We start from the raw sequence: 20038 nt of genomic DNA on the forward strand, positions 1-20038 counted from the left end.
ACCAAATATCACTTTCCAAGCTGTAACAAAAGAATGGAGCGCGTCCGATAGGGTCGAAAGCGCTCCAGGTGTCAATGCCGGCTTTCCCGGTTCGCGGTTACTGAAGACAGGTTCCCTGCCCAGTGCCGCTCCAGGAACCTGTGTGAAGTTAGATCCTCCGCCACCGCGTGGACCTGAATCAGATCTTCCTCAACAGCCGGGTTCAGCGGGGCACCCGTTCTTCGCGTCGAGGTGCGCATTAATCCAAACCACGCTGCCGTCCGGCGCAATAAAGCCGTTCCACGAAACTGGCTTCCGGATATCGCGGTTCCGCTGGCGGAATTACACAAGCAGTCGGCAGCGGCGACGTGACGGTAACCATACACCCGCTTCCGGGTTGGTCGTGTCGCCCACGGAGTCGGTCACTGTAAAGTCCCAGTCGAATTTTCCATCCTGGGTTGGCGTTCCAGTAACGACTCCTGTTGCGGTGTTCAGAGAAAACGCCAGGCACTCCACCGGAGTGCCCCCGTAAGTGTAAGGTGGAACTCCTCCCGAGGCGACCAAGCTGGAGCTGTATGGAACGCCCACTTGCCCGGTGCGACCGTAAAGCGGTAAACTACCCCCTTGTGCAGGAGTCTGCATGCATACCAACGCTCATGGGGTTAGATTTTCCGAGGCAATGGCCTCCCCTGGGCAATCTGCTTGCCTTCATTCTTGTCTAAAGCAGATGCTTCCGAGCCCAGGAATCGAGCTCCTGCAGAACAGGCAGGAGCTTTCGTCCGAACGCGGTCAGCGAGTATTCGACGCGTACAGGCATTTCGGAGAACATCTCTCTTTTGACAAGTCCGTCCCGCTCAAGTTCTCGCAACTGCTGCGTCAATACCTTCTGCGAGATTCGAGGCATGCTTTGCCGGAGGATTGTGAACCGGAACGGCTTTTCGCTGCCCATAAGCCACCAGAGAATGACCGGTTTCCAGCGGCCGCCAATCAGGACGAGCAGTTCCTCGATCGGACACTTGCTGACAATTTGTTTAGCGCTCATTTCAGTTTTGGTGACCAGGTATCCATTTGGTTCCTGGTATCCCCTTCGTAGTACAAAGTACAAAGTGATTTCGATCTTATATCGAAGAAAGCGAAATTTCTTCAACACAACAACACGTTTAGCTGCGGCGTAACCACCTTTCGGATGTGTTGAAGGCGGAGACGTCTTACATAATCCATTTACCTCTAAGAGGAGAGAAAAGTCATGGTTCAGAACAACGGTCGTCCAAAACTGAGTGAAAAGGGACTCTTGACTCCTGACAATTGCGTCGTGGCGCTGATCGACCATCAGGGCCAAATGCTATTTGGAACAAGCAATTTCGATCGTCAGGGAATCATCAACAACACTGTGGCGCTTTCGAAGGCCGCCAGAGTGTTTGATGTTCCAGTCGTACTGTCGACAGTTGAAACAAAGTCCTTCAGTGGCAACTTGTGGCCGCAGATTCGAGCCGTCTTTCCCGACCAGGAGCCTATCGAGCGTTCATTTATGAACTCCTGGGACGACAAGAACTTCGTAGCCGCCATTGAAAAGACAGGACGCAAGAAGATCGTGCTTGCCGGGCTGTGGACGGAGACTTGCGTGGCGCTTCCCACGATACAAGCGATCCACGACGGCTACGAGGTCTACGTGCTGGAGGATTGCTGCGGCGACGTGAGTCAACTCGCTCATGACAATGCTATGAAGCGTGTAATCCAGGCGGGAGCGAAGCCCGTGACGTCACTCTCAACCATGCTGGAGTGGCAGCGGGACTGGGCTAACAGGGATACTTACGATGCCGTGATGGACATTGTGAAGAACCATTACGGAGCTTATGGGATAGGCGTTGAGTACGCATACACGATGGTGCACGGCGCTCCCGCCACGAAATTCCCTGAATACGTAATTCCCGCGGCGCCCGCTGGCGCGCACAAGTAGGAGCGTGCAGAGGGCAAAAGTCTTCTTGCCCTCTGGCACCAAAATTCTGTGAGGAAAATCTTATGGCAACGGACACTATCCTGCACAATGCAAAGATCGCGACGAATTCCACTCCTTCATTTGTTGAAGCTCTCGCGATTACTGACGGAAAGATCATCGCCACGGGCAACGAGCAAGATATCTTACGGCTGCGTGGCCCTGCGACCAAAGTGATTGATGCAAAGAGCCGAACCATCATTCCAGGCCTCAACGATTCCCACATGCATCCGATCCGCGGCGGCCTCAATTACAACATGGAGCTGCGCTGGGATGGTGTACCTTCGCTCTCCGATGCTCTGCGCATGCTGAAGGATCAAGCGGAGCGGACGCCCGCTCCGCAGTGGGTCCGAGTTATCGGCGGGTGGACGGAGTTTCAATTCGCTGAACGCCGCATGCCAACGCTGGATGAGATCAACTCAGTTGCACCGGACACACCGGTCTTCGTGATGCATTTGTACGACAGAGCGCTGTTGAATGGAGCGGCGCTTCGTGCTGTGGGCTATGACAAGAATGCCCCGGACTTTCCGGCCGGTGAAGTTCAACGCGACCGTCACGGGAACCCCACAGGTCTTCTTATCGCGAACCCGAATGCAAATATTCTCTACTCCACTCTCGCGAAGGGTCCGAAGCTATCACGCGATAACCAACTCAACTCTTCAAGGCTATTTTTCCGTGAGCTAAACCGCTTTGGAATTACCAGTGTGATCGATGCGGGCGGCGGTTTTCAGAACTATCCCGACGACTACGGCGTTGTGAACGAACTGCACCGAAATGGAGAACTTTCCGTCCGGCTTGCTTACAACCTCTTCACGCAGAAACCGAAACAGGAACTGGCCGACTTCCAGAGCTGGACCAAAATGACAAAGCCCGGGGATGGCGATGATTTCTATCGCGTCAATGGCGCCGGGGAAATGCTCGTTTTTTCCGCCGCAGATTTCGAGGACTTTCTTGTCCCGCGGCCGGACATGGTTCCCGTGATGGAAAGCGAGCTGAGAGCAGTCATTAAACATCTCGTAGAGAATCGCTGGCCATTTCGCATACATGCGACATACAACGAGACGATCGAGCGAGCATTGAACGTTTATGAAGAAGTGAATCGAGAGATTCCGTTTGACGGCCTGCACTGGTTCTTCGATCACTGCGAGACGATTACTGATCGCAATATCGAACGTGTGAAAGCGCTTGGCGGCGGCATCGCGGTGCAGAACCGTATGGCGTTCCAAGGTGAGTACTTTGTCGAGCGATACGGGGCGCAGCAAGCCAAACGCACACCACCAATTCGGAGAATGCTCGAGATGGGTGTTCCAGTTGGGGCGGGTACGGACGCAACGCGTGTCTCAAGCTACAACCCGTACCTTTCCCTGTATTGGCTTATAACTGGCAAGACCATAGGCGGTCTTGGTCTGTATCCAGAAGAAAATCGGCTCGATCGGGAGGAAGCACTCAAGCTCTACACGATGGGCAGCAGTTGGTTTTCAACAGAAGATGGTAAGAAGGGAGCGCTTGCTCCTGGGCAGCTCGCTGATCTGGCCGTTCTCTCTGCCGATTATTTTTCGATCCCGGAGGAAGAAATCAAAGATCTCGAATCGCTGCTGACCATTGTCGGTGGCAGGGTTGTGTACGCCACTGAAGAGCACGCAAGCCTTGCTCCTCCCGAGCTTCCAGTCAGTCCTGACTGGTCGCCCGTCGCGCACTATGGCGGCTATGCCAAGGCTTCAAAATCACTGGCTGGAGCCTCTCATTCCGCCTTTTGCCAGCACTCGGGGCTGAGTCACGCGGAGGAGGGCCCAAGTGGGCACGTCCGTGTTTTCGGAAAATCCGGGCTTTGGAGTCTCGGCTGCGACTGTTTCGCATTCTAAATCACAACCGGACGAAAGAATGGCCTGAAGAACTGGAAGGGAGAGCAACTGATGAAGGTACTGCTCATTTCATTTGCTGCGGGTTTGTTTGTCGGCATTCTGTACGGAGTGATTCGCGTAAAGAGTCCGGCCCCGCCAATCGTCGCTCTGCTCGGCCTCCTGGGAATGGTGCTCGGAGAACAGCTCGGCGGTTGGGTTCTTACGAAAAATGTCAGCGTGACACATGCTGCATCCGTTTGTCTCGTGGGTAAGCATTGGGATCAGCGAGCGAATGTGCAATCTGTATCAATTCAGCCTCACGCGGACCAGCCTCACGCGGACTGAAAGAGTTCTCACCGTGCCATAAGAGCTTCGAGCCAACATCGTGTGATATTGACCCCTCGTGAAAGGAAACACAATGCGTATCACTAGATCCTTTGGCGTGATTGCTATCGCGATTTTTCTGAGTACAGGAAGTGCTCGTCTGTTCCCGATGCGTGGCACCGCCCTGGCAGTCGCCGACGCGGCTACGGTGACACCCAACGTGACCGTGGAGCCGCAATACGATACGGCCCACGTCTACGTCGCGCCCGAGGATTTCGATCGCTTCGTTGCCAGCCTCGTAGCTACCTTCGGCGGGACCACATCCAAACAGGGCGTCTTCACCGTGACGCCAACTCCGAGCAGCACCATGTCCCAGTTGGTGCTGACACCCGTAGGAACCCTGTCGGTTTTCGGGTTCAAGACTCCGGTTCCGTATCCGTTTGGCGCAGAGCGAACGGGTTACCTCGTGACCGATCTCGATGCCGCGGTCCAGGCCGCTCGCACGACAGGCGCCGACGTTCTTGTGACTTCATTCAATGACCCAATCGGACGAGATGCCATTATCCAGTGGCCGGGCGGCGTGAACACGCAGCTCTATTGGCACACGACCGCGCCGTCCTATAAAGCGCTTCAAACCATTCCGGAAAACCGTGTCTATGTGTCCGCCGATCGTGCAACTGCATTCGTGGCAAGCTATGTTGCGTTCAGTCACGGCAGGGTTGTCTCTGATGATAGACATGCTCGCGGCATTGAGATCGGGAAGCCGGGCGAAACCTATCGGCGCATTCGGATCGAATCGGGTTTCGAGAAGCTAGTCGTGTTCGTGACGGACGGCCATCTTCCGTATCCATATGGGCGGGAAATCACGGGGTATGAGGTGCCGAACCTAACCGATACGCTAACGAAGGCCAAGGCTGCCGGGGTCGAGATTCTGGTTGCTCCCTACACAGCCGATCAGCGAACCTCTGCAGTTGTCCAATTCCCAGGCGGATACATTGCTGAGATCCACTCGGTCGCGGAAAAACCGAAATAATGATGTTGAGCAAACACCTTGATGCGATTTTTCCCATGCTGGCGGCAGTTGTGTTGCTCGTAACACGAACTCCTGTAGTGGCACAGTCCGTATCTTCTGCCATCCCGGACTCGCCTGACAGGAGCATCAAGTTATTGCGTGAGGACGAAGACTGGAGCTTTCTGGCTAATCCCGCCAACCGTCAGGATTTCTGGGACCCGCTCAAATTTATCCGGCTTCGAGGCGATAGCAATGATTGGTTCATGACGATCAGCGGAGAAGCCAGGGAAGTTTGGGAGCAGATAGGCAACGATTATTGGGGACAGGCTCCTTACTGGAATGAATACCTGAATGAAAGGTACATGCTGGGTTTCGATATCCATTCCGGAAAGCACGTTCGCACGTTTGTCGACTTTAAGAGCGGTATCAATTCCTTCCGGAATGGTGGCCCGCGTCCGATCGACGAAAAGAAGCTCGACTTTCAAGCCGCCTTCCTGCAGGTTGGAACCGCAGAAGGTCAGAACTCGGTCGAGGTGAGGGCCGGAATACAGGAGCTCGAGTACGGATCCGGACGGCTTATCGACGTTCGCGAGGGACCGAATGTCCGCCTGAGTTTTGCTGGTTTCCTGGTCAAAAGCAAAATCAATGAATGGCTGGTGGATGGATTCGCCATGCGTCCACGCCTGGACAAATTTGGGTTTTTTGACGATCAGCCAAACCACCAGGTAGGTTTCTGGGGCGTTTATGCTTCGCGACCCGCGCCGAAAACGTCAGTAGAACTCTACTACCTGGGGTTGGATAGAAAGCAAGCCACATTTCAACGGGGCATCGCTCAGGAAGTACGTCACTCCTTCGGCGGGCGACTCTCGCATCCCATTGCGACCGAGCGGCCCGGTTGGGATTTTGACAATGAAGCTCTGTGGCAGTTCGGCACGTTTGGTTCGGGAAATATTCGAGCGTGGACGGTTGCTACAGAAACCGGCTATCGATTTACAAGTACGCCATTGAAGCCGCGTCTTAGCGTGAAGGCCGACGTCTCAAGCGGCGATCATCCATCCACGAGTACTTTGGGCACGTTCAATCCTCTCTTCCCAAAGGGTGACTACTTCGGCGTCTTGGCTACGACCGGACCCGGCCCAATCAACTTTATAGATGTTCATCCTCACGTCGAGATGGCACTGCCTCACAACGTCGCTGCCTCTTTTGATTGGATCGTGCAGTGGCGAGAGAGTCTTGACGATGGCGTCTACAACGTACCGGGAAGCCTGATCCGTGCCGGCAATGCAAGCGAGGCGCGTTATGTTGGACATAGGCCGGGCACGCAGATTCGCTGGCAGAAGACTCGTCACCTATGGTTTCAAGGCGACTACGGAATCTTTTATGCGGGCAGTTTCCTGAAGGAGACGCAACCTGGGCGCAACCTCAACTACTGGGCTTTGTGGACCGGTTACAAGTTTTAGTCTGACGAGCAGAGGTGTTGATTTATGTGGAAAGCGCTGACTGCAGACTCAATCCTCCCATATGCGCTGCTTGGGATGACCGCCGTTACCGGTCTTGTCGATGCAGTGAGCTTCCTTTCTCTCGGTCACGTATTCACAGCAAACATGACGGGAAACATCGTTCTTCTTGCATTTGCGAGTACGGGCGTACCTCAGGTGTCCTTGGCCCGTTCAATCACTGCTCTCTGCGGGTTTCTTGCAGGCGCCGCGGTTGGCGGTCGCATCATGGCTGGCGCAAACGCAGTGGCGCAGTTTCGTGCGGCGAGTTTGGTTTTTGCGTTGGAGATTGTTTTCTTAGTCGGGGCAACTCTGGCCGCACTTGGCTATAATGCCGTTTCATCTCCGCATCTCCTGCGGCTTTACGCGATGATCGCTTTCACTGCCATAGCGATGGGGATGAGAAATGCCGCCGTACGTAAGTTAGCCGTCCCAGACCTGACAACGACAGTGTTGACGTTGACCATCACGGGCATTGCTGCGGATTCGTCCCTGGCGCGCGGAACCAATCCCCATTTGCAGCGGCGAATTGCAGCGGTGGTGGCGATGTTTGCTGGTGCAACGTTAGGCTCGATAACCCTAAGGCTCTCCGTCTTCTTGGCTCTCGCTTTTTCCGTCGTACTGTCGTCACTTTGCAGCCTCGCGTTGCTGATATCGTCACGCTTCCCTTGCGCAAGAAAAGCAGAAATGTAGTCATAAATGTCTAGGAGAATCAACGTGGATCCGAGTTGAATCATTCCTAGTCAGTATTCTCAGCCAAGGGGACGAAAAACCGGCAAGTGTCCAAGTTGCCGACTTTTCGCCCAAGTGAAAAGCCACCCACCGGAAATCAGTAGCACTAGCGCGTGTATGGGATCCCTCAAAGCGTAGCCCAGCTCAAGGTCAGTGAGCGCTTGGCCTGTTGTAACTAGGCATTTGTTCTGGCTATCCTTTTTGGCGCCATTTCAATTGCCTGAGAGAGCAAGAATGTTCGGAAGATACCGACGATACCTGTTGGTTCTGGACCCGCAGGATATGCCATCGAGAATCGCCTCGACAGTTTCAACCCCTGCACTCTAGCGACCTTTAGCGTTCCTAGAGAGAGCTGATTTCGGACCGCCCACCTCGAGACGAAGGTGATTCCAAGGCCGGCTTCTACCGCGTTCAGCAGACCTTCGGTCGAGTCGAGCTCCATGCTAATCGTCAGATCCTTCGTCTTCACTCCGGCCTTCGAAAGCGCTTGCTCCACCACTCTTCTTGAGCCGGAGCCAAATTCACGCATTAGTAAAGGTTCGCTCTTCAGATCCTCCACCTTAATATCGTGATTGGCCCATCCATGAGTTGCGGGGACGACCAGTACCATGTGATCCTCCATGAACGGTTCTATATGGAGATCTTTCCGCTGTTCCGGACCTTCGATGAGCGCCAGCTGAATCTCTCGCGCGAGGAGGGCTTCGAGCATCTCATCTGTATTTCCGCTGCGAGCCGTGACTTTAACCTTAGGGTTTGAGCGCCGAAATGCAGCCACGAACGTTGGTAGGAGGTATTGACCGATGGTCTGGGAGGCCCCCAGAGCCAGTTCGCCCGCATGTTGTCCAAATGCCTCCGCCACCGCGGCAAAGGCTTCGTCGGAGAGCTCCTTCATTCTCTCTGCAAAGGGCATCAGCGCCTTTCCCCGGCTGTCAGCGCGATATGTCCACCCCCGCGATCGAATAGAGGTACGCCGAACTCCTCTTCAAGCGCCTTGATCTGCTGGGTGATTGCAGGTTGCGTGAGCAACAGTTCTTCTGCGGCCCGGCTGAAGTTTAAATGCTGTCCGACTGCCCTGAATACTCGAATGCGGAAATTCTCTATCATGACCTATTCGCCTCCTGTTTCCCCTCACATTCCAACCAAGCCGGCATCTGCGCGAGGACCAGAGTCTATGCCGAAACCTAATCTTTCATTGCGCTGGCTTCGGGCTGGCAATGGCGTAGAGGGACTCACGCGAGATTGTACGAGCAATCAACGAGGCGAACAGATTGCACGGCAGAATGATCGCCAGAAGGTGCCATTGCCCGGTAAGTTCTACCGCCATCAGAGCTGCCATTAAAGGGGCGTGCGTCACAGCAGCCATCAGGAATCCCATGCCGCAGATAGCCAATATCGACGGCTCCGGATTGTGCAATAAGTGACCTGCCGCGAGACCGAGAGCAGCACCGGCAAAGAGGGTAGGAGTGAAGACTCCTCCCACCGTGCCTGTTCCCACGCAGAACGTTGTAGCGATCAGGCGACAGGCAAGCACACCGGCGATTCCAAGGAGCATTGTTTTATCCTGCAAAATTCCGAGGAGTGCGGCGTCCCCGTTTCCCCAAACCTTGGGGTCGATTAGAGCGAGAACACCCACTGCAAGGCCGCTCCATAGCAGTGCGAAGGGCAGACGTTTCGCTACTCCAGAGAAATGAAGAAGCTTTTGATAGGCCGGGCCAACTGCACCCAGAACAAGAGCCAGAGGGAGAACCCAAAGCAGATCGTGCGTAATCGGCAATGATCCCCTTACCGGGAAGAGAGGGCCAGCACCCAGCAAAAGGCGGCTAATGAGCCAACCAGTGCTTGAGGCCAAGAGCAGTTGAGGAATGTCGCTCCAGGCCCACTCACCCAGGACAATCTCTGTGACGAAGAATATTCCGGCGATCGGCGCTTGATAAGCTGCCGCGACCGCGGCTGCAGCCCCGTAGGCTACCTGCCGCGACAACGACAGATTCCGTAAGGGAGATCGCTCTCCTACCCATGAGGAGATTGCAGCGGCAAATTGGATCATCGATCCTTCCCGCCCGATCGCCGCGCCGGTGGCTACGGAAAAGGCAGAGGAGGCAGTCCGCCAAACCGTCGAAAGAAGAGGAATTCGGCCATTTCTGAGACGAATGGCTTCCACATATTCTTCAAAGTGCAAATCCGGTGCCGACCTCCGCATCATCCAGCCCACAAGAGTCGCTAACGCCGCTCCGATGATCGGGGTCAAGATACGACGCGCGGGAGGCAACGTTGCTGCCGCGATGGGTAACATTCCCGTCTGCTGAACAAAGACCCACTGAAGAAGGCGAAAGAAGAGCCTTATTGCGACACAGGCCGAGCCGCTGGCTGCTCCGAGAACGATAGCCCAACCAGTGGATGCCAGCCACGATGTCACCGCCCGCTCAGTGCCTCTGACGTTGGTGACCGCTGCGGTGGTCATGCTGCTACCAACTCTCCGGTTGACTCCGGTGTTGCACATCCTGTCTTCGTCTTTTCAGTAATTATGTATTTCGACCTGATGCGATCAGCAAGTGTCGAGGCAAGCTCAACGGCCTGCTGACGGATTTCAGGAACCGCGATGGACTCAATAAGATCGCCGAGGCGGCCCGGGCCAAGGTTGAAGATGATTTCTGAAGGGTGACCACCGGCGTCGATGACCGCTCCATCCTTCGAGCAATGGAATCCAGTTCCTAAAGGACCGGAGGCTACGAGTCCTTTGTTGAACATGTTTTGGAGAAGAGTTGAAGGGATGCTGCGGTAGTTCATGCTCGGTCCAGTGCAGTTGATCACTCGATCTGCATAGAAGCTCTCACTGTCATTGTGTGCAAGAACAGTTATGCAGGCGCCTGCAGGAGAGGCATCGACGGCTTTCAGATGGCCTTCGCGGATCTCCAGAGTGCCGTTCCGAAGCTCGGATTCGATGACGTCGGCAATCGGCGGCGCCATGCGGTGGCGTACAACATCCCATCTGCGCTGCAAGTGGCGGCGAAAGCGCTTCTTTTCCTCGATCGGCAGGCGAAGCCACAGTTCGTTGGTCGTCTCCCGGAGGCTATCGATAGCGGGTCTCCACTCCGCACCTCCGCGAATTGCAGCGCGCAGAGCGCGGAGATACGCGACACAGGTGGTCGGCGTATCTGACGGAATTGCAGTTGAACTCAGGGGTATGTAATCGTCATGCCGATTCGGAAAGATGCCGTGACGAGACATGGCAATGATCCTTCCGCGGTGTCCGAGTTCACGCAGCCTCAGCACGACATCGACCCCGGTCAGACCTGTTCCGATGAGAGCAACAGGCGCCTCGGGATGCAATCCCTCGTACGTTTCCGCGGCCCATGCATTGTGGCGATACAAACCCGAATCGGAGGCGGCCTTCGTGATTCCCGGAAGAGGAGCGGGGTCGAAGTTTCCGGTTGCCAGAACGATCAGGTCGGCCCGTAGCTCGCATCCGTTATCCAACGTAAGCACGGCGCCGGAGTCTTGCTGACGGACATCAACGACTGTTGCGATCTCCTGTTCTAGCTGCCTCGTAGATTTCAGGAGAGACTGGATGTACCGCCCAAATACCGCTCGTGGAGCAAAAGTCTTCTCAGTTGCTGCCGGATCATGATTCTTACGAAGCCAATTGAGGAAGTGATCTGGCTGATCGGGAAGTGCGCTGATCTTCCCCGCGGGAACATTCAACAGGTGGCGGAGGCTCGGAGTGGAATAAGCCAGGCCAAGCCCGAAATCAGGCCGCTGGTCGATGAGAATCACACGTGCCGGCGTTTTCTGCCGAACTAGGTGAAATGCCGTGAGGGTTCCACTTACCCCTCCGCCGATGATTGCGATTGTCGTGATTGGTACGTTCCGTGTAGTCATGTTTCGACATTAGGGCGAAACTTGCGCCAACGGAATTCGCTAATTGTTATGCCGTATAAGCAGCGTTTCGACATCGATTCCGAAAAATCCCCACGCTTATACCGCATCACTTTTACTACTTGGACATGACGGCCTCTGAGGTTCGACACTGAATTTCGAAAAGGAGAAACACCATGAACAACACCATCAAATCCACACTCGCAATTGGCTTAGTTGTCGCGGCAGCAGTCCTAACATCAACAGCAGAGGCAGAGATCCACTCGAGGTCGAAGGAACTGGTAGTCATGCAGGCCCGTGATCTTCCGGAGCAGGCGCAGGCACCGGGCAATTCACTCTTTCTTCACTCCGACAATGCAGGAAGCACGTATCTTTATGTCGAGCAGCAGCAAGGCGCTCGCTTATCAGTCTTCGATGTTACGGATCCGGCTCGCATCAAGCTGGTGTTGAGCACGCCTTTATCAGGAGAGGGCGCTTTTGATTTCATTCGTCCTCTCGGCAACAATGCTGAACTCGTGTATTTTCGTGACGGTCAGAAGGAAGCCGTGCTCGATCTACGGAAGGCCAAGAGGCCTGTGTTTCGCGTGATCTCGACATTGACAGATCTCAGTTCGGCTGAAACCTTGGGAGAAAGCGGCCTTCTCGTCACAGGCCAACCCTTCAAGTACGTCTCTGCAGTTGGGCGTGACTACCAGGTGATCGATATCGCCGCTTCTGCTCCGACTCAACTCGCCACAGTCAAGGACGTGAGACATCGGGTGACTAACAATGAAACAGGCACCACGTTTCTACTTGGCCCCAACGGGCTTACGGTTGTAAGACGCCTCAGTGTCGAGAGCGACTACAAGGTGCATCAGATGCAGATGCAGGGAAACTAAGTATGGCGTAGAGCGATTCTCCAATTAGGGAGAGGCGGCCGTACTGCCGCTCATGGCGTGCGGCCTCCAGCATTTACTTCTCTCTGCCAAGACACCCCGTGGCTCGGAATCCTGAGGTTTCGAAGGTCCATTATGGGACCGATTACAGGAAATTTCTCCAACCGTACCGACCGGCACCATGAAGTAGTGCACCTGAATCTCCGGGAGTGATAAATCGCCAATGCGCTCAACAAAGAGCCGATTAGTACCGAAATGTCGGCCAGTGTGTACAAATCCAGTCCACTTGGACGAACAACCGGCTACTAGGAGAAGTGGTTCCCGAGGATTGTGGGTGCCGGTTGCACTTGTCCCACAGATGGGATGAGCAGGTCCTTCGAATCGGAGAGACTATGCCATGAAAAAGCCATCGCAACACTTCATCGCGGAAGTTCCACGCAGCATCACCAAGGTAGGGATGACGATCGGGATCGATCTTGGGGATGTCTGGAGCCATTACTGCACGCTCAACGAAGATGGAGAAGTGGTTGACCGGGGCGGTTTCGAACGACACCCTCGGGGGTCAATAAGTGGTTTACCGATTTAGCTAAGGCCCGGATCGCAATGGAGGCTGGAACGTACTCGATCTGGGTCAGCGAACAACTTCAGGAGATGGGCCACGAGGTGATCGTGGCGAACGTGAGGGAGCTGCGGGCGATCTCGCACAGTGATCGGAAGAGCGACACAGTGGACGCCGAGAAGATCGCTCGCTACGCACGGCTCGATCCGAAGATCCTGCGCCCGATCTGTCATCGCACGGTTGCTCAACAGGAAGCTCTGACCTTGATCCGTGCCCGCAACCTGATCGTTGGTCTGCGGATGGCGGCGGTGAACTCAGTGCGCGGGCTGGCGAAACCCTGCGGCTACCCTCTGCCAGCGTCGTCCACCTTGTGTTTCGCCAAGCGTTGCATGGCCGTGCTGCCGCCAGGTCTGGCTCAGGCACTCGGCCCGGTTCTCCAACAGATCGCTGCGATGACGGTAAAGATCAAGCAGTACGACCGTACCATCAAGCGACTCACGCAGATGGAGTACCCAGAGACGCAGGCGCTGATCCAGGTCTATGGCGTCGGCCAGCTCACGGCACTGACGTACGTTCTGACGCTGGGCAGCAAGGAACGCTTCGAGCGAAGTCGGGATGTCGGCTGTTACCTCGGCCTGCGGCCGAGACGCAGCCAATCCGGGGACCACGACCCGCAACTCGGCATCACCAAGGCTGGCAATATCTACCTCAGGTCTCTGCTGGTCGAGTGCGCCAATCATGTTCTCGGGCCGCATGGAAGAGACTCGACCTTACGTCAGTGGGGCCTGCATCTGGCTTCGCGCGGAGGCAAACAGTCCCGTAATCGTGCCATCGTCGCCGTCGCCGGCAAGTTGGCAGTACTGCTTCATCGCATCTGGGTCACGCAAGAGCCATACCTCCCGTTCTATGCAGTAGCTGCCTGAGGATCCGAATCATGTTCCCTGTTGCTGAACCCCGCATCGCGGTGACTGCGTGTCGGCGTGGGCCTTCGTAAGGCCGTCCGAAAACTGGCAGCATCGACTTCTCCGACTGACTCCAACCGACACAGAGCCAAACGGCTCACTCAAAGTACGAATAGAAACACGGCGGAGAACAACAACGCGGAACAACCATAACCAACAGCAGCAAAGACAAAGAGACAATAACGCTATGAAGAAAAAAACAAAAAACCCCTGACGTAAATGACTGCTCATAGAAACCCGACTACACGTCCACGTGGAAGGTCACCCACTGGAAATCAGTAAACAGTAGCGCGTTTCTCGTTACCAATATGTCCGCTGACCCCCGTCGTGACAGTTATGCTAAGTAATTGTAACTAAATGGTTTATTGGCGTTGGTGGCTAACTACAGGACCCTTAGGCATTCAAAAACACTGGGAAATACGCGAAATCCAGTTTCAGCACCCTCGCCAGCACCCTCCATCATGATGATGAGCCCGATGGCGATGGGGATATTGGTCGTGCCGGTCTGAAATCGATTGACGAAGGCCGCCGAGTTAGGAACGAAGTGGCCGATGCTTACGCCGACAGCCATTGCGAGGGATATCCAGAGTGTAAGAAAGCGGTCCAGAAAAGATAGCTTCTTTCGTTGCGCGGGAGGTGCGAACGATCGTTGAGCGAGACTGGAGGCACGGAACCTGGATGCCCCGTGTTTTGCTGTGTATCAACAACGCTCTCCGGTAGAAAGAAGCCCGGATGAAGTCGAGGTATTGGGATTTGCAGGTTGTCCAAACTACCTGCCTGCTCTGAGGCAGGTGCAGGCAACACTGGAAAATATCGGCGTACAGTCCGCGGTAGAACTGCTTCAAGTCAACAGTGACGAGTTGGCGACGCAGACTCGTTTCCTGGGATCACCATCCATTCGAGTGAACGGCCTGGACGTAGAAGTTGCGGCGCGCCACTCGCCGCACTTCGGCGTCGGATGCAGGACATATGTTGTGCTAGGTAAAAGACAGGGTCTCCCACCGCAACAGTGGATTGAAGATACGATTCGTGAGGTCATGGCAAACGTGGGAGTCCCAGCGTGAAGACCATCCGACGTAAATTCATCTTCATCGCCACACGCTTGAGTTGACGAAGATTGCCGGGCAACCGACTTCGGGAGTCCTGAAAGACGTAGTGATGGTTGGGGGATATCAGGAAGCCGAGATAGACTTCACCGCGGATAACCCTGGCTTAACCCTGTTCCACTGCCACCAGCAGCTTCACATGGATTATGGCTTCATGTCCCTGTTCGATTACGCGTGAACCGCCCAGAGAAAGCGTTCTAGCTCATCTGCATCCCGTCAGTATGGACGCCGGCAACTCGCCAGGGTCGCCTACCTCCAGGAGTCGGTACCATGATGCGAAGTCTATCTCAGGTTCAGCATCATGCTGGCCACCCACTCAGGAAACGCAGCGATAACAAATACGACAACTACAGCGACCGAGAAAAGAATTGTGAGGGCTTTGGGGAATCGTCTACAGCTTCGGCCTGTGTGGGTGAGGCTATAGGCACCCAAGACAAGAAACACCACGCTCAATGCGATGAGCCAGGGGCGGTGGCGCTCAAACGCAAGGCCAAGGCCCACGCTTCCGAGCAAAGCCGCAATGCCCACGGGAAGACAGCAAGCCAGACTGGCAAGTGCAGTAACGACCGCTACGGCAGGCGCGGCGTTGCCTAAATAGAAGCGAAAGCCAGAGTGCTTTGGAACGAACGAAATTCTGCGGCTTCCATGAGGAGGGATGAATGGCGTTCCTTCCTCTGCCGCACCGTCTGCGTCTGGCGGAATAGCCTGCCCATGCCATGAAGCTGCTCTGGAACGTCGGTGTCGTTGTGTACATCGACCGTGACCCGCCGGCCTTCTTTCAAGCGCAGGAGAGGACCCGGAAACTGACCGTTGTAGGTAGTTACTGACACGATGTGCTTGGGAGCTAATTCGATTGGTTTCGTCGCGATGTTGAGCGTGTAGTCAGCAGGCATATCGGGTTGGGCGAGCGGTGAGGGCGACGAACCGTAGAGCGACTGCGGGCGCACAACCGAGACTCCCGCTACGGCACCCGCTGTTACAAGAAACCTGCGTCGGGAAATCTCTGCCAAGCCCATTTTCCATACCTCTCGCTCATCGAAGTGAGATTCAGCTATCTGAGTGGCGTTCCTTCGCGAATCTCATCAGAAGCCCGCTTGGCGACCTCCTGGCCAACAGCGATTTGCCCTCGAATAGAAACGTTCTCTCCAGCAGTTGGCCCCTTTCGCACATCAACCCAGTGCGCTCTACCGTTGATTTGAGTAATAACGAAGGTTCGTTCGGTCGTTGTAACGACGCTCGTGGCAGGAACAAACAGAAGATTCTCTCCAGCACTGACCGGCCAATCGACCGTCGGATACATGCCAGGAGCCAGGCTCCCGTCTTTGTTGTACACATCTAGCTCGACCATCATTGCCCGGCTCTGCTGATCGAGCGCATTCGGGATGCGTGCCACCTTTGCTGTGTAGCTTCTTCCGGGACGTGCCGGAACATGAAAGACCGCCGACATACCCTTCACGACCGAGCCGGTATAGGTCTCAGGCACGGGCACTATCAACCGCAGATGGGCGACCTGCTGGAGCTTGAGCATCGGAGTGTGACCACCATCGATGAGCATTCCCGGATTAACAAATCGATCGGTAATCATTCCGTCGAATGGGGCGGTCACGCGGAGATATGACTCCGTTGCCTGACTCGCCTGGAGACGGTCTTTTGCGGTTCGTACCGCAGCCTTCCGGCTATCGACCAGAGCCAGTGCCGCATCCCGCTGCTTTTCAGCCTGCAGCAATTCGTTGCCGGCAACAGCACCGGGGGTCTTGGCTGCCTCTTGAAGCTTCGCTGCTGTGCTTTCGGCTGCGGCCGCCTGAGCCTCCGCCTGTGCTGCCTCAGCTTCGGCTTGATGGAGGTTCGCTTCCGAGGCAGAAGTTTGCGAGTTGATCTCCGGCGCAGAGAGCTGAACCAGCAGTTGACCCCGGTGGACCGGGCTGCCCCGGTCAACTAGCACCTTTTCCACATAGCCAGGGGAGCGGCCTTCAATATCGGTCTGCAAGAACGGAGCGAGTTTCGCAGTCAGAGGAACCGTTCGAGCCGAGGAGCGGCTCTCCACCTTCGCCATCTCCACATGCGCAGAACTTTGGGAGAAGGCAGGCAGGCAGCACACCAGCGGAAGCAAAAAGCACACGCGTTTATGGATGGACATAGTATCGACTCGATGGATCTTCGGGATTGAGTGAATTCGACGTGGTAGACGCTTTACGTTGTAGCAGCGCGTAGACGGCCGGTAGGACAGTGAGAGTCGTCAACGTAGAGAAGGTGAGTCCACCGATCACGGCCCGAGCCAGAGGAGCCAATTGCGCGCTTCCTTCTCCAAAACCAATTGCCATAGGAATCATGCCGCATATCATTGCCGTTGCTGTCATGAGAATGGCCCGGATGCGGCTTGTCGCTCCTGTCCGGGTCGCTGTCTCGACATCTTGATTCTGGTGTCTTGCCTGCTCTGCAAAGCTGACAAGAAGAATGGAATTGGCGACCGAAATGCCGACTGCCATGATCGCGCCCATGAAGGACTGGATGTTGAGTGTGGTTCCTGTTAACAGGAGCATCAGGACCACACCGCAGAGGACACCAGGAATCGTGGAAAGTATCGCGAGAGGTAGTCGCAGAGACTGAAAGTTTGCCATGAGCAGCAGGAAGATTGCAGCGATGGCAAGAAGAAGTCCGGTGCGGAGACCAGAGGTTGTCTCTTCGAGGGCGGGGATTTGCCCGCGCACCGCAACGACCGAGCCTTTCGGAGCTGCGGGCAGATTCTTCAACGCCGCACTGATGCGCTTCTCAGCCTCGCCAAGGGGTATCCTGTGAAGGTTTGCCGTTACGCTCACGATCCGCTGTCCGCTCAATCGTTCAATCATCTCAGGCATGGTTCCATACTCAAGTTTGGCAACCTGATCGAGCTGCGGCTGAGTTTGTCCATCGCGCATCAGCGGCAACGCAGAGAGTGCTCCTAGACCTTGCATTCGATTTGAAGGTAGCTGTACTTGGATCTGAAATGCATTCCCCGTCCTGGGATCGCGCCAGTAGTTCGGCGCTGTGAATCGCGAGGAGCCAGTCGCTGGTGTCAGAGAGTTCGTTACATCAGCCATCGTTAGACCGAACTGCCCGGCATAATCGCGGTTTACCATCACCTCGACAGTAGGGTAAAGATGGGGCTGAACGATGGAAATATCCCGCAGGAAGTCGAGCTTCCGTAATTCGGCTTCGACCTTTGCCAGATAGGCGTAGTCCTGATCGATGTCGACACCTTGCACATCGATCTGAATGGGTGTCGGCGACCCGAAGCTCATGACCTGCGAGATTATGTCTCCCCCTTCAAATGCAATCGTCAGGTTTGGCATCTCCTTGTGGAATGCGGCGCGAAGATCCTCTCGTAACCTCTCATCGTCGGGATGGCCGGGCCGAAGCTGGACCTGTACCAGAGCCTCTTCCGGGCCACTCGTAAAGAGATGAATGAGATTCACCGGGTAGCTTGAAGGTTGAACGCCAACGTAGTCAGAGGTAATCTCTACATTATCTTTGCCGACTGTATTGCGGATCAAATCCAGAGCCTGAATCACCATAGGCTCCGTCTCTTCAATCCTCGTGCCAATAGGCGCTTTCAGCCGCATTCGCAGGACAGGTCCGTTGGAGTCCGGGAATATCTCGCTCCCGATGCGGGGCGCAACCAAAATGAGAATGAGTGCAGAGATCGCGAAGTAGCCAAGGATAACGGGCCACCGACGATCCAGCACAAAGTTTAGATACCGCTCATAACGTGTTCTCAACCTGCCGAAGCTGCCTTCTCTCTCTTCTCCCTTATGCGATTCCTTCATGATCCAGGTGGCAAAGACCGGAACCAGGCTGCTCGACAGAAAGTATGACGCGACCATAGCGAAGCCGACAGCAAGAGACAGCGGAACGAAGAGCTGCCGTCCGACTCCATTCATGAAGAAAGATGGAACGAATACCGCCAGAACGCAGAGCATCGAAAGCAGACGGGCCAGCACGGTACGGCGGCAGGCTTCGAGAACAGCTCGTGCCCGAGAGACACCTGGCAGGAGCTGCGTATGGATGTTCTCTACTTCGACCGTTGCTTCATCCACGAGGACACCTACCCCCAATGCGAGTCCACCGAGGGTCATGATGTTGATCGTCTGGCCTGTGGCCCATAAGAGGAGTACAGCCGTGAAAAGAGCGAAGGGGATGTTGGCTACGACGATCAATGCGCCGCGCCAATCTCTTAGGAACAAGAGGACAACGAGTCCTGTCAGGATCGCGCCGAGTGCCGCTTCTCTGACGAGGCCATTGATTGCGTTCGATACATAACCGGATTGGTCGAACGCCAGTTGCACATCGACATCATCCGGCATCACTTTCTTAAGCTGGGGATTGCCGCTTTTACGGCTTGAATGACCGCCAGCGTAGATGCATCCGACCGCTTCGTCACCGGGATGTAGACGGTACGGCGGCCGTCGACATGAGCGTAGGCCGTCACGATATCCGTCCCATTCTCGATGGTTCCGATGTCGCGCAAGTAAATGTTGGCTCCAGAACGCGGATGAATGGGAGCCGCCATCAAGTCGTTCAGCTCGGGCCCCAGTGTGGAGTTCGTCCGAACGATGCGGTTCAGGGTTCCGTCGTAGAGATTGCCGGAGGGCGATACGACCGTGCCGCTAGTTACTGCTGCGATTGCCTGTTCAGGCGACACACCATACTGCTTGAGCCTGTCGGGATCGAGCGTAACGACTATCGTTCGCTGGTTGCCACCAAAAGGAGGCGGTGCAGATACTCCGGGAAGCGTCGCAAACAGCGGGCGCACCTGATTCAGAGCGATGTTCTGCAATTCGCCTTGCGTGTGGTTATTGCTCGTGAATAAGAGGAGACCAACGGCAACACTCCCAGGATCGAAGCGGGTGATAAAGGGCGGCACCGTACCGGGCGGCATGAAGGCACGAGCGCGATTGACGTAGCCAACGGTCTCGGCAATCGCCTGCTGCATATTTGTGCCTTCACGGAAGGTGAGCTTCATCAGAGCAGCGCCCTGGACGCTCTTGCTGTCTACCGCTTGAATGCCGGTGATGTAGAGGAAGTGGTACTCGTAATAGTAGGTAAGGAACCCTTCCATCTGAGCGGGTGTCATGCCGCCGTAGGGCTGCGCGACGTAGATCACAGGATTTCCCACTTCTGGAAATATGTCCATGCGCATTCTCCCAACCGCCATGAAGAACCCGGCGATGATTGCGATCAACGCCACGATGACGGTGAGAGGACGACCCAGAGCTGCGAGGACAAGACGCATGTCAAATGACCACC

19 protein-coding genes and 2 pseudogenes are annotated in these 20038 nt (G+C 55.4%); 10 read left to right on the forward strand and 11 right to left on the reverse strand.

Translation table 11 applies throughout. The annotated features are described in order from the left end of the window. Window positions 1-321: 321 nt before the first annotated feature. Together RBB80_RS19635 and RBB80_RS19640 are read right to left on the reverse strand one after the other, a co-directional pair. Window positions 322-621: a hypothetical protein gene (locus RBB80_RS19635; protein WP_433964130.1), complete on the reverse strand. Its 300-nt coding sequence runs from the start codon at window positions 619-621 to the stop codon at window positions 322-324. Window positions 622-697: 76 nt separating this feature from the next. After that, window positions 698-1021 (reverse strand): winged helix-turn-helix transcriptional regulator, encoded by a 324-nt coding sequence (locus RBB80_RS19640; protein ID WP_433964131.1) that lies wholly within the window; start codon window positions 1019-1021, stop codon window positions 698-700. Window positions 1022-1225: 204 nt separating this feature from the next. On the opposite strand from RBB80_RS19640, the gene RBB80_RS19645 reads away from it, so the two are divergent. From RBB80_RS19645 to RBB80_RS19670, 6 genes are all read left to right on the forward strand, one after another. Beyond that, a complete protein-coding gene (locus tag RBB80_RS19645; protein ID WP_433964132.1) occupies window positions 1226-1936 on the forward strand; it encodes a hydrolase in 711 nt (236 codons plus the stop codon). Window positions 1937-1998: 62 nt separating this feature from the next. Beyond that, window positions 1999-3834, forward strand: a complete 1836-nt coding sequence (locus tag RBB80_RS19650) for an amidohydrolase (RefSeq protein ID WP_433964133.1) — start codon at window positions 1999-2001, stop codon at window positions 3832-3834. Window positions 3835-3885: 51 nt separating this feature from the next. Continuing rightward, the gene (locus RBB80_RS19655) at window positions 3886-4158 is read left to right on the forward strand and encodes a DUF1427 family protein (RefSeq protein ID WP_433964134.1); all 273 of its coding nucleotides are present in this window, start codon (window positions 3886-3888) and stop codon (window positions 4156-4158) included. A 73-nt stretch (window positions 4159-4231) separates the two neighbouring features. Next, window positions 4232-5170: a VOC family protein gene (locus tag RBB80_RS19660; protein WP_433964135.1), complete on the forward strand. Its 939-nt coding sequence runs from the start codon at window positions 4232-4234 to the stop codon at window positions 5168-5170. After that, the gene (locus tag RBB80_RS19665; RefSeq protein ID WP_433964136.1) at window positions 5170-6609 is read left to right on the forward strand and encodes an alginate export family protein; all 1440 of its coding nucleotides are present in this window, start codon (window positions 5170-5172) and stop codon (window positions 6607-6609) included. The genes RBB80_RS19660 and RBB80_RS19665 overlap by 1 nt, the downstream gene beginning before the upstream one ends. 24 nt (window positions 6610-6633) lie before the next feature. After that, window positions 6634-7338 carry a YoaK family protein gene (locus tag RBB80_RS19670; RefSeq protein ID WP_433964137.1) on the forward strand — a complete coding sequence of 235 codons (705 nt, stop codon included), beginning with the start codon at window positions 6634-6636 and terminating at the stop codon, window positions 7336-7338. 214 nt (window positions 7339-7552) lie between these two features. Here RBB80_RS19670 and RBB80_RS19675 read toward each other — a convergent pair whose 3' ends face one another. The 4 genes from RBB80_RS19675 to RBB80_RS19690 form a co-directional block, all read right to left on the reverse strand. After that, on the reverse strand, window positions 7553-8287 hold the full coding sequence (locus RBB80_RS19675; RefSeq protein WP_433964138.1) for a LysR substrate-binding domain-containing protein: 735 nt from the start codon (window positions 8285-8287) through the stop codon (window positions 7553-7555). Then, complete coding sequence (locus RBB80_RS19680) at window positions 8287-8481, reverse strand: helix-turn-helix domain-containing protein (protein WP_433964139.1); 195 nt, start codon at window positions 8479-8481, stop codon at window positions 8287-8289. Before RBB80_RS19680 ends, RBB80_RS19675 begins: the two co-directional genes overlap by 1 nt. Before the next feature lie 85 nt (window positions 8482-8566). Beyond that, window positions 8567-9838, reverse strand: coding sequence for a chloride channel protein (locus RBB80_RS19685; protein WP_433964140.1), 1272 nt, complete (start codon window positions 9836-9838; stop codon window positions 8567-8569). Then, complete coding sequence (locus RBB80_RS19690) at window positions 9835-11256, reverse strand: FAD/NAD(P)-binding protein (protein ID WP_433964141.1); 1422 nt, start codon at window positions 11254-11256, stop codon at window positions 9835-9837. The genes RBB80_RS19685 and RBB80_RS19690 overlap by 4 nt, the downstream gene beginning before the upstream one ends. Before the next feature lie 173 nt (window positions 11257-11429). Between RBB80_RS19690 and RBB80_RS19695 the strand changes: the two genes are divergently transcribed. Both RBB80_RS19695 and RBB80_RS19700 read left to right on the forward strand, forming a co-directional pair. Further along, on the forward strand, window positions 11430-12131 hold the full coding sequence (locus RBB80_RS19695) for a hypothetical protein (protein WP_433964142.1): 702 nt from the start codon (window positions 11430-11432) through the stop codon (window positions 12129-12131). Between the two features lie 555 nt (window positions 12132-12686). Continuing rightward, window positions 12687-13610: pseudogene (locus tag RBB80_RS19700) on the forward strand (IS110 family transposase); the annotation flags it as partial. A gap of 421 nt (window positions 13611-14031) precedes the next feature. Here RBB80_RS19700 and RBB80_RS19705 read toward each other — a convergent pair. After that, window positions 14032-14220 (reverse strand): hypothetical protein, encoded by a 189-nt coding sequence (locus RBB80_RS19705; protein WP_433964143.1) that lies wholly within the window; start codon window positions 14218-14220, stop codon window positions 14032-14034. Window positions 14221-14344: 124 nt separating this feature from the next. Here RBB80_RS19705 and RBB80_RS19710 point away from each other — a divergent pair, with 124 nt between their 5' ends. Both RBB80_RS19710 and RBB80_RS19715 read left to right on the forward strand, forming a co-directional pair. Further along, the gene (locus tag RBB80_RS19710; RefSeq protein ID WP_433964144.1) at window positions 14345-14713 is read left to right on the forward strand and encodes a DF family (seleno)protein; all 369 of its coding nucleotides are present in this window, start codon (window positions 14345-14347) and stop codon (window positions 14711-14713) included. 16 nt (window positions 14714-14729) lie between these two features. Further along, a complete protein-coding gene (locus tag RBB80_RS19715; RefSeq protein WP_433969769.1) occupies window positions 14730-14933 on the forward strand; it encodes a multicopper oxidase domain-containing protein in 204 nt (67 codons plus the stop codon). A 104-nt stretch (window positions 14934-15037) separates the two neighbouring features. On the opposite strand, the gene RBB80_RS19720 is transcribed toward RBB80_RS19715, so the two are convergent. From RBB80_RS19720 to RBB80_RS19735, 4 genes and pseudogenes are all read right to left on the reverse strand, one after another. Next, entirely contained in the window at window positions 15038-15256 is a 219-nt protein-coding gene (locus RBB80_RS19720) for a hypothetical protein (protein WP_433964145.1), read from the reverse strand. Between the two features lie 89 nt (window positions 15257-15345). Beyond that, entirely contained in the window at window positions 15346-15765 is a 420-nt protein-coding gene (locus RBB80_RS19725) for a multicopper oxidase domain-containing protein (protein WP_433964146.1), read from the reverse strand. Window positions 15766-15806: 41 nt separating this feature from the next. Then, a complete protein-coding gene (locus RBB80_RS19730) occupies window positions 15807-16892 on the reverse strand; it encodes an efflux RND transporter periplasmic adaptor subunit (protein ID WP_433964147.1) in 1086 nt (361 codons plus the stop codon). Beyond that, window positions 16879-20024: pseudogene (locus RBB80_RS19735) on the reverse strand (efflux RND transporter permease subunit). Before RBB80_RS19735 ends, RBB80_RS19730 begins: the two are co-directional and overlap by 14 nt. Window positions 20025-20038: the final 14 nt, after the last annotated feature.

It is taken from the genome of Tunturiibacter gelidiferens, assembly GCF_051013345.1.
In the GTDB taxonomy this organism is placed as follows: Bacteria; Acidobacteriota; Terriglobia; order Terriglobales; family Acidobacteriaceae; genus Edaphobacter; species Edaphobacter gelidiferens_A.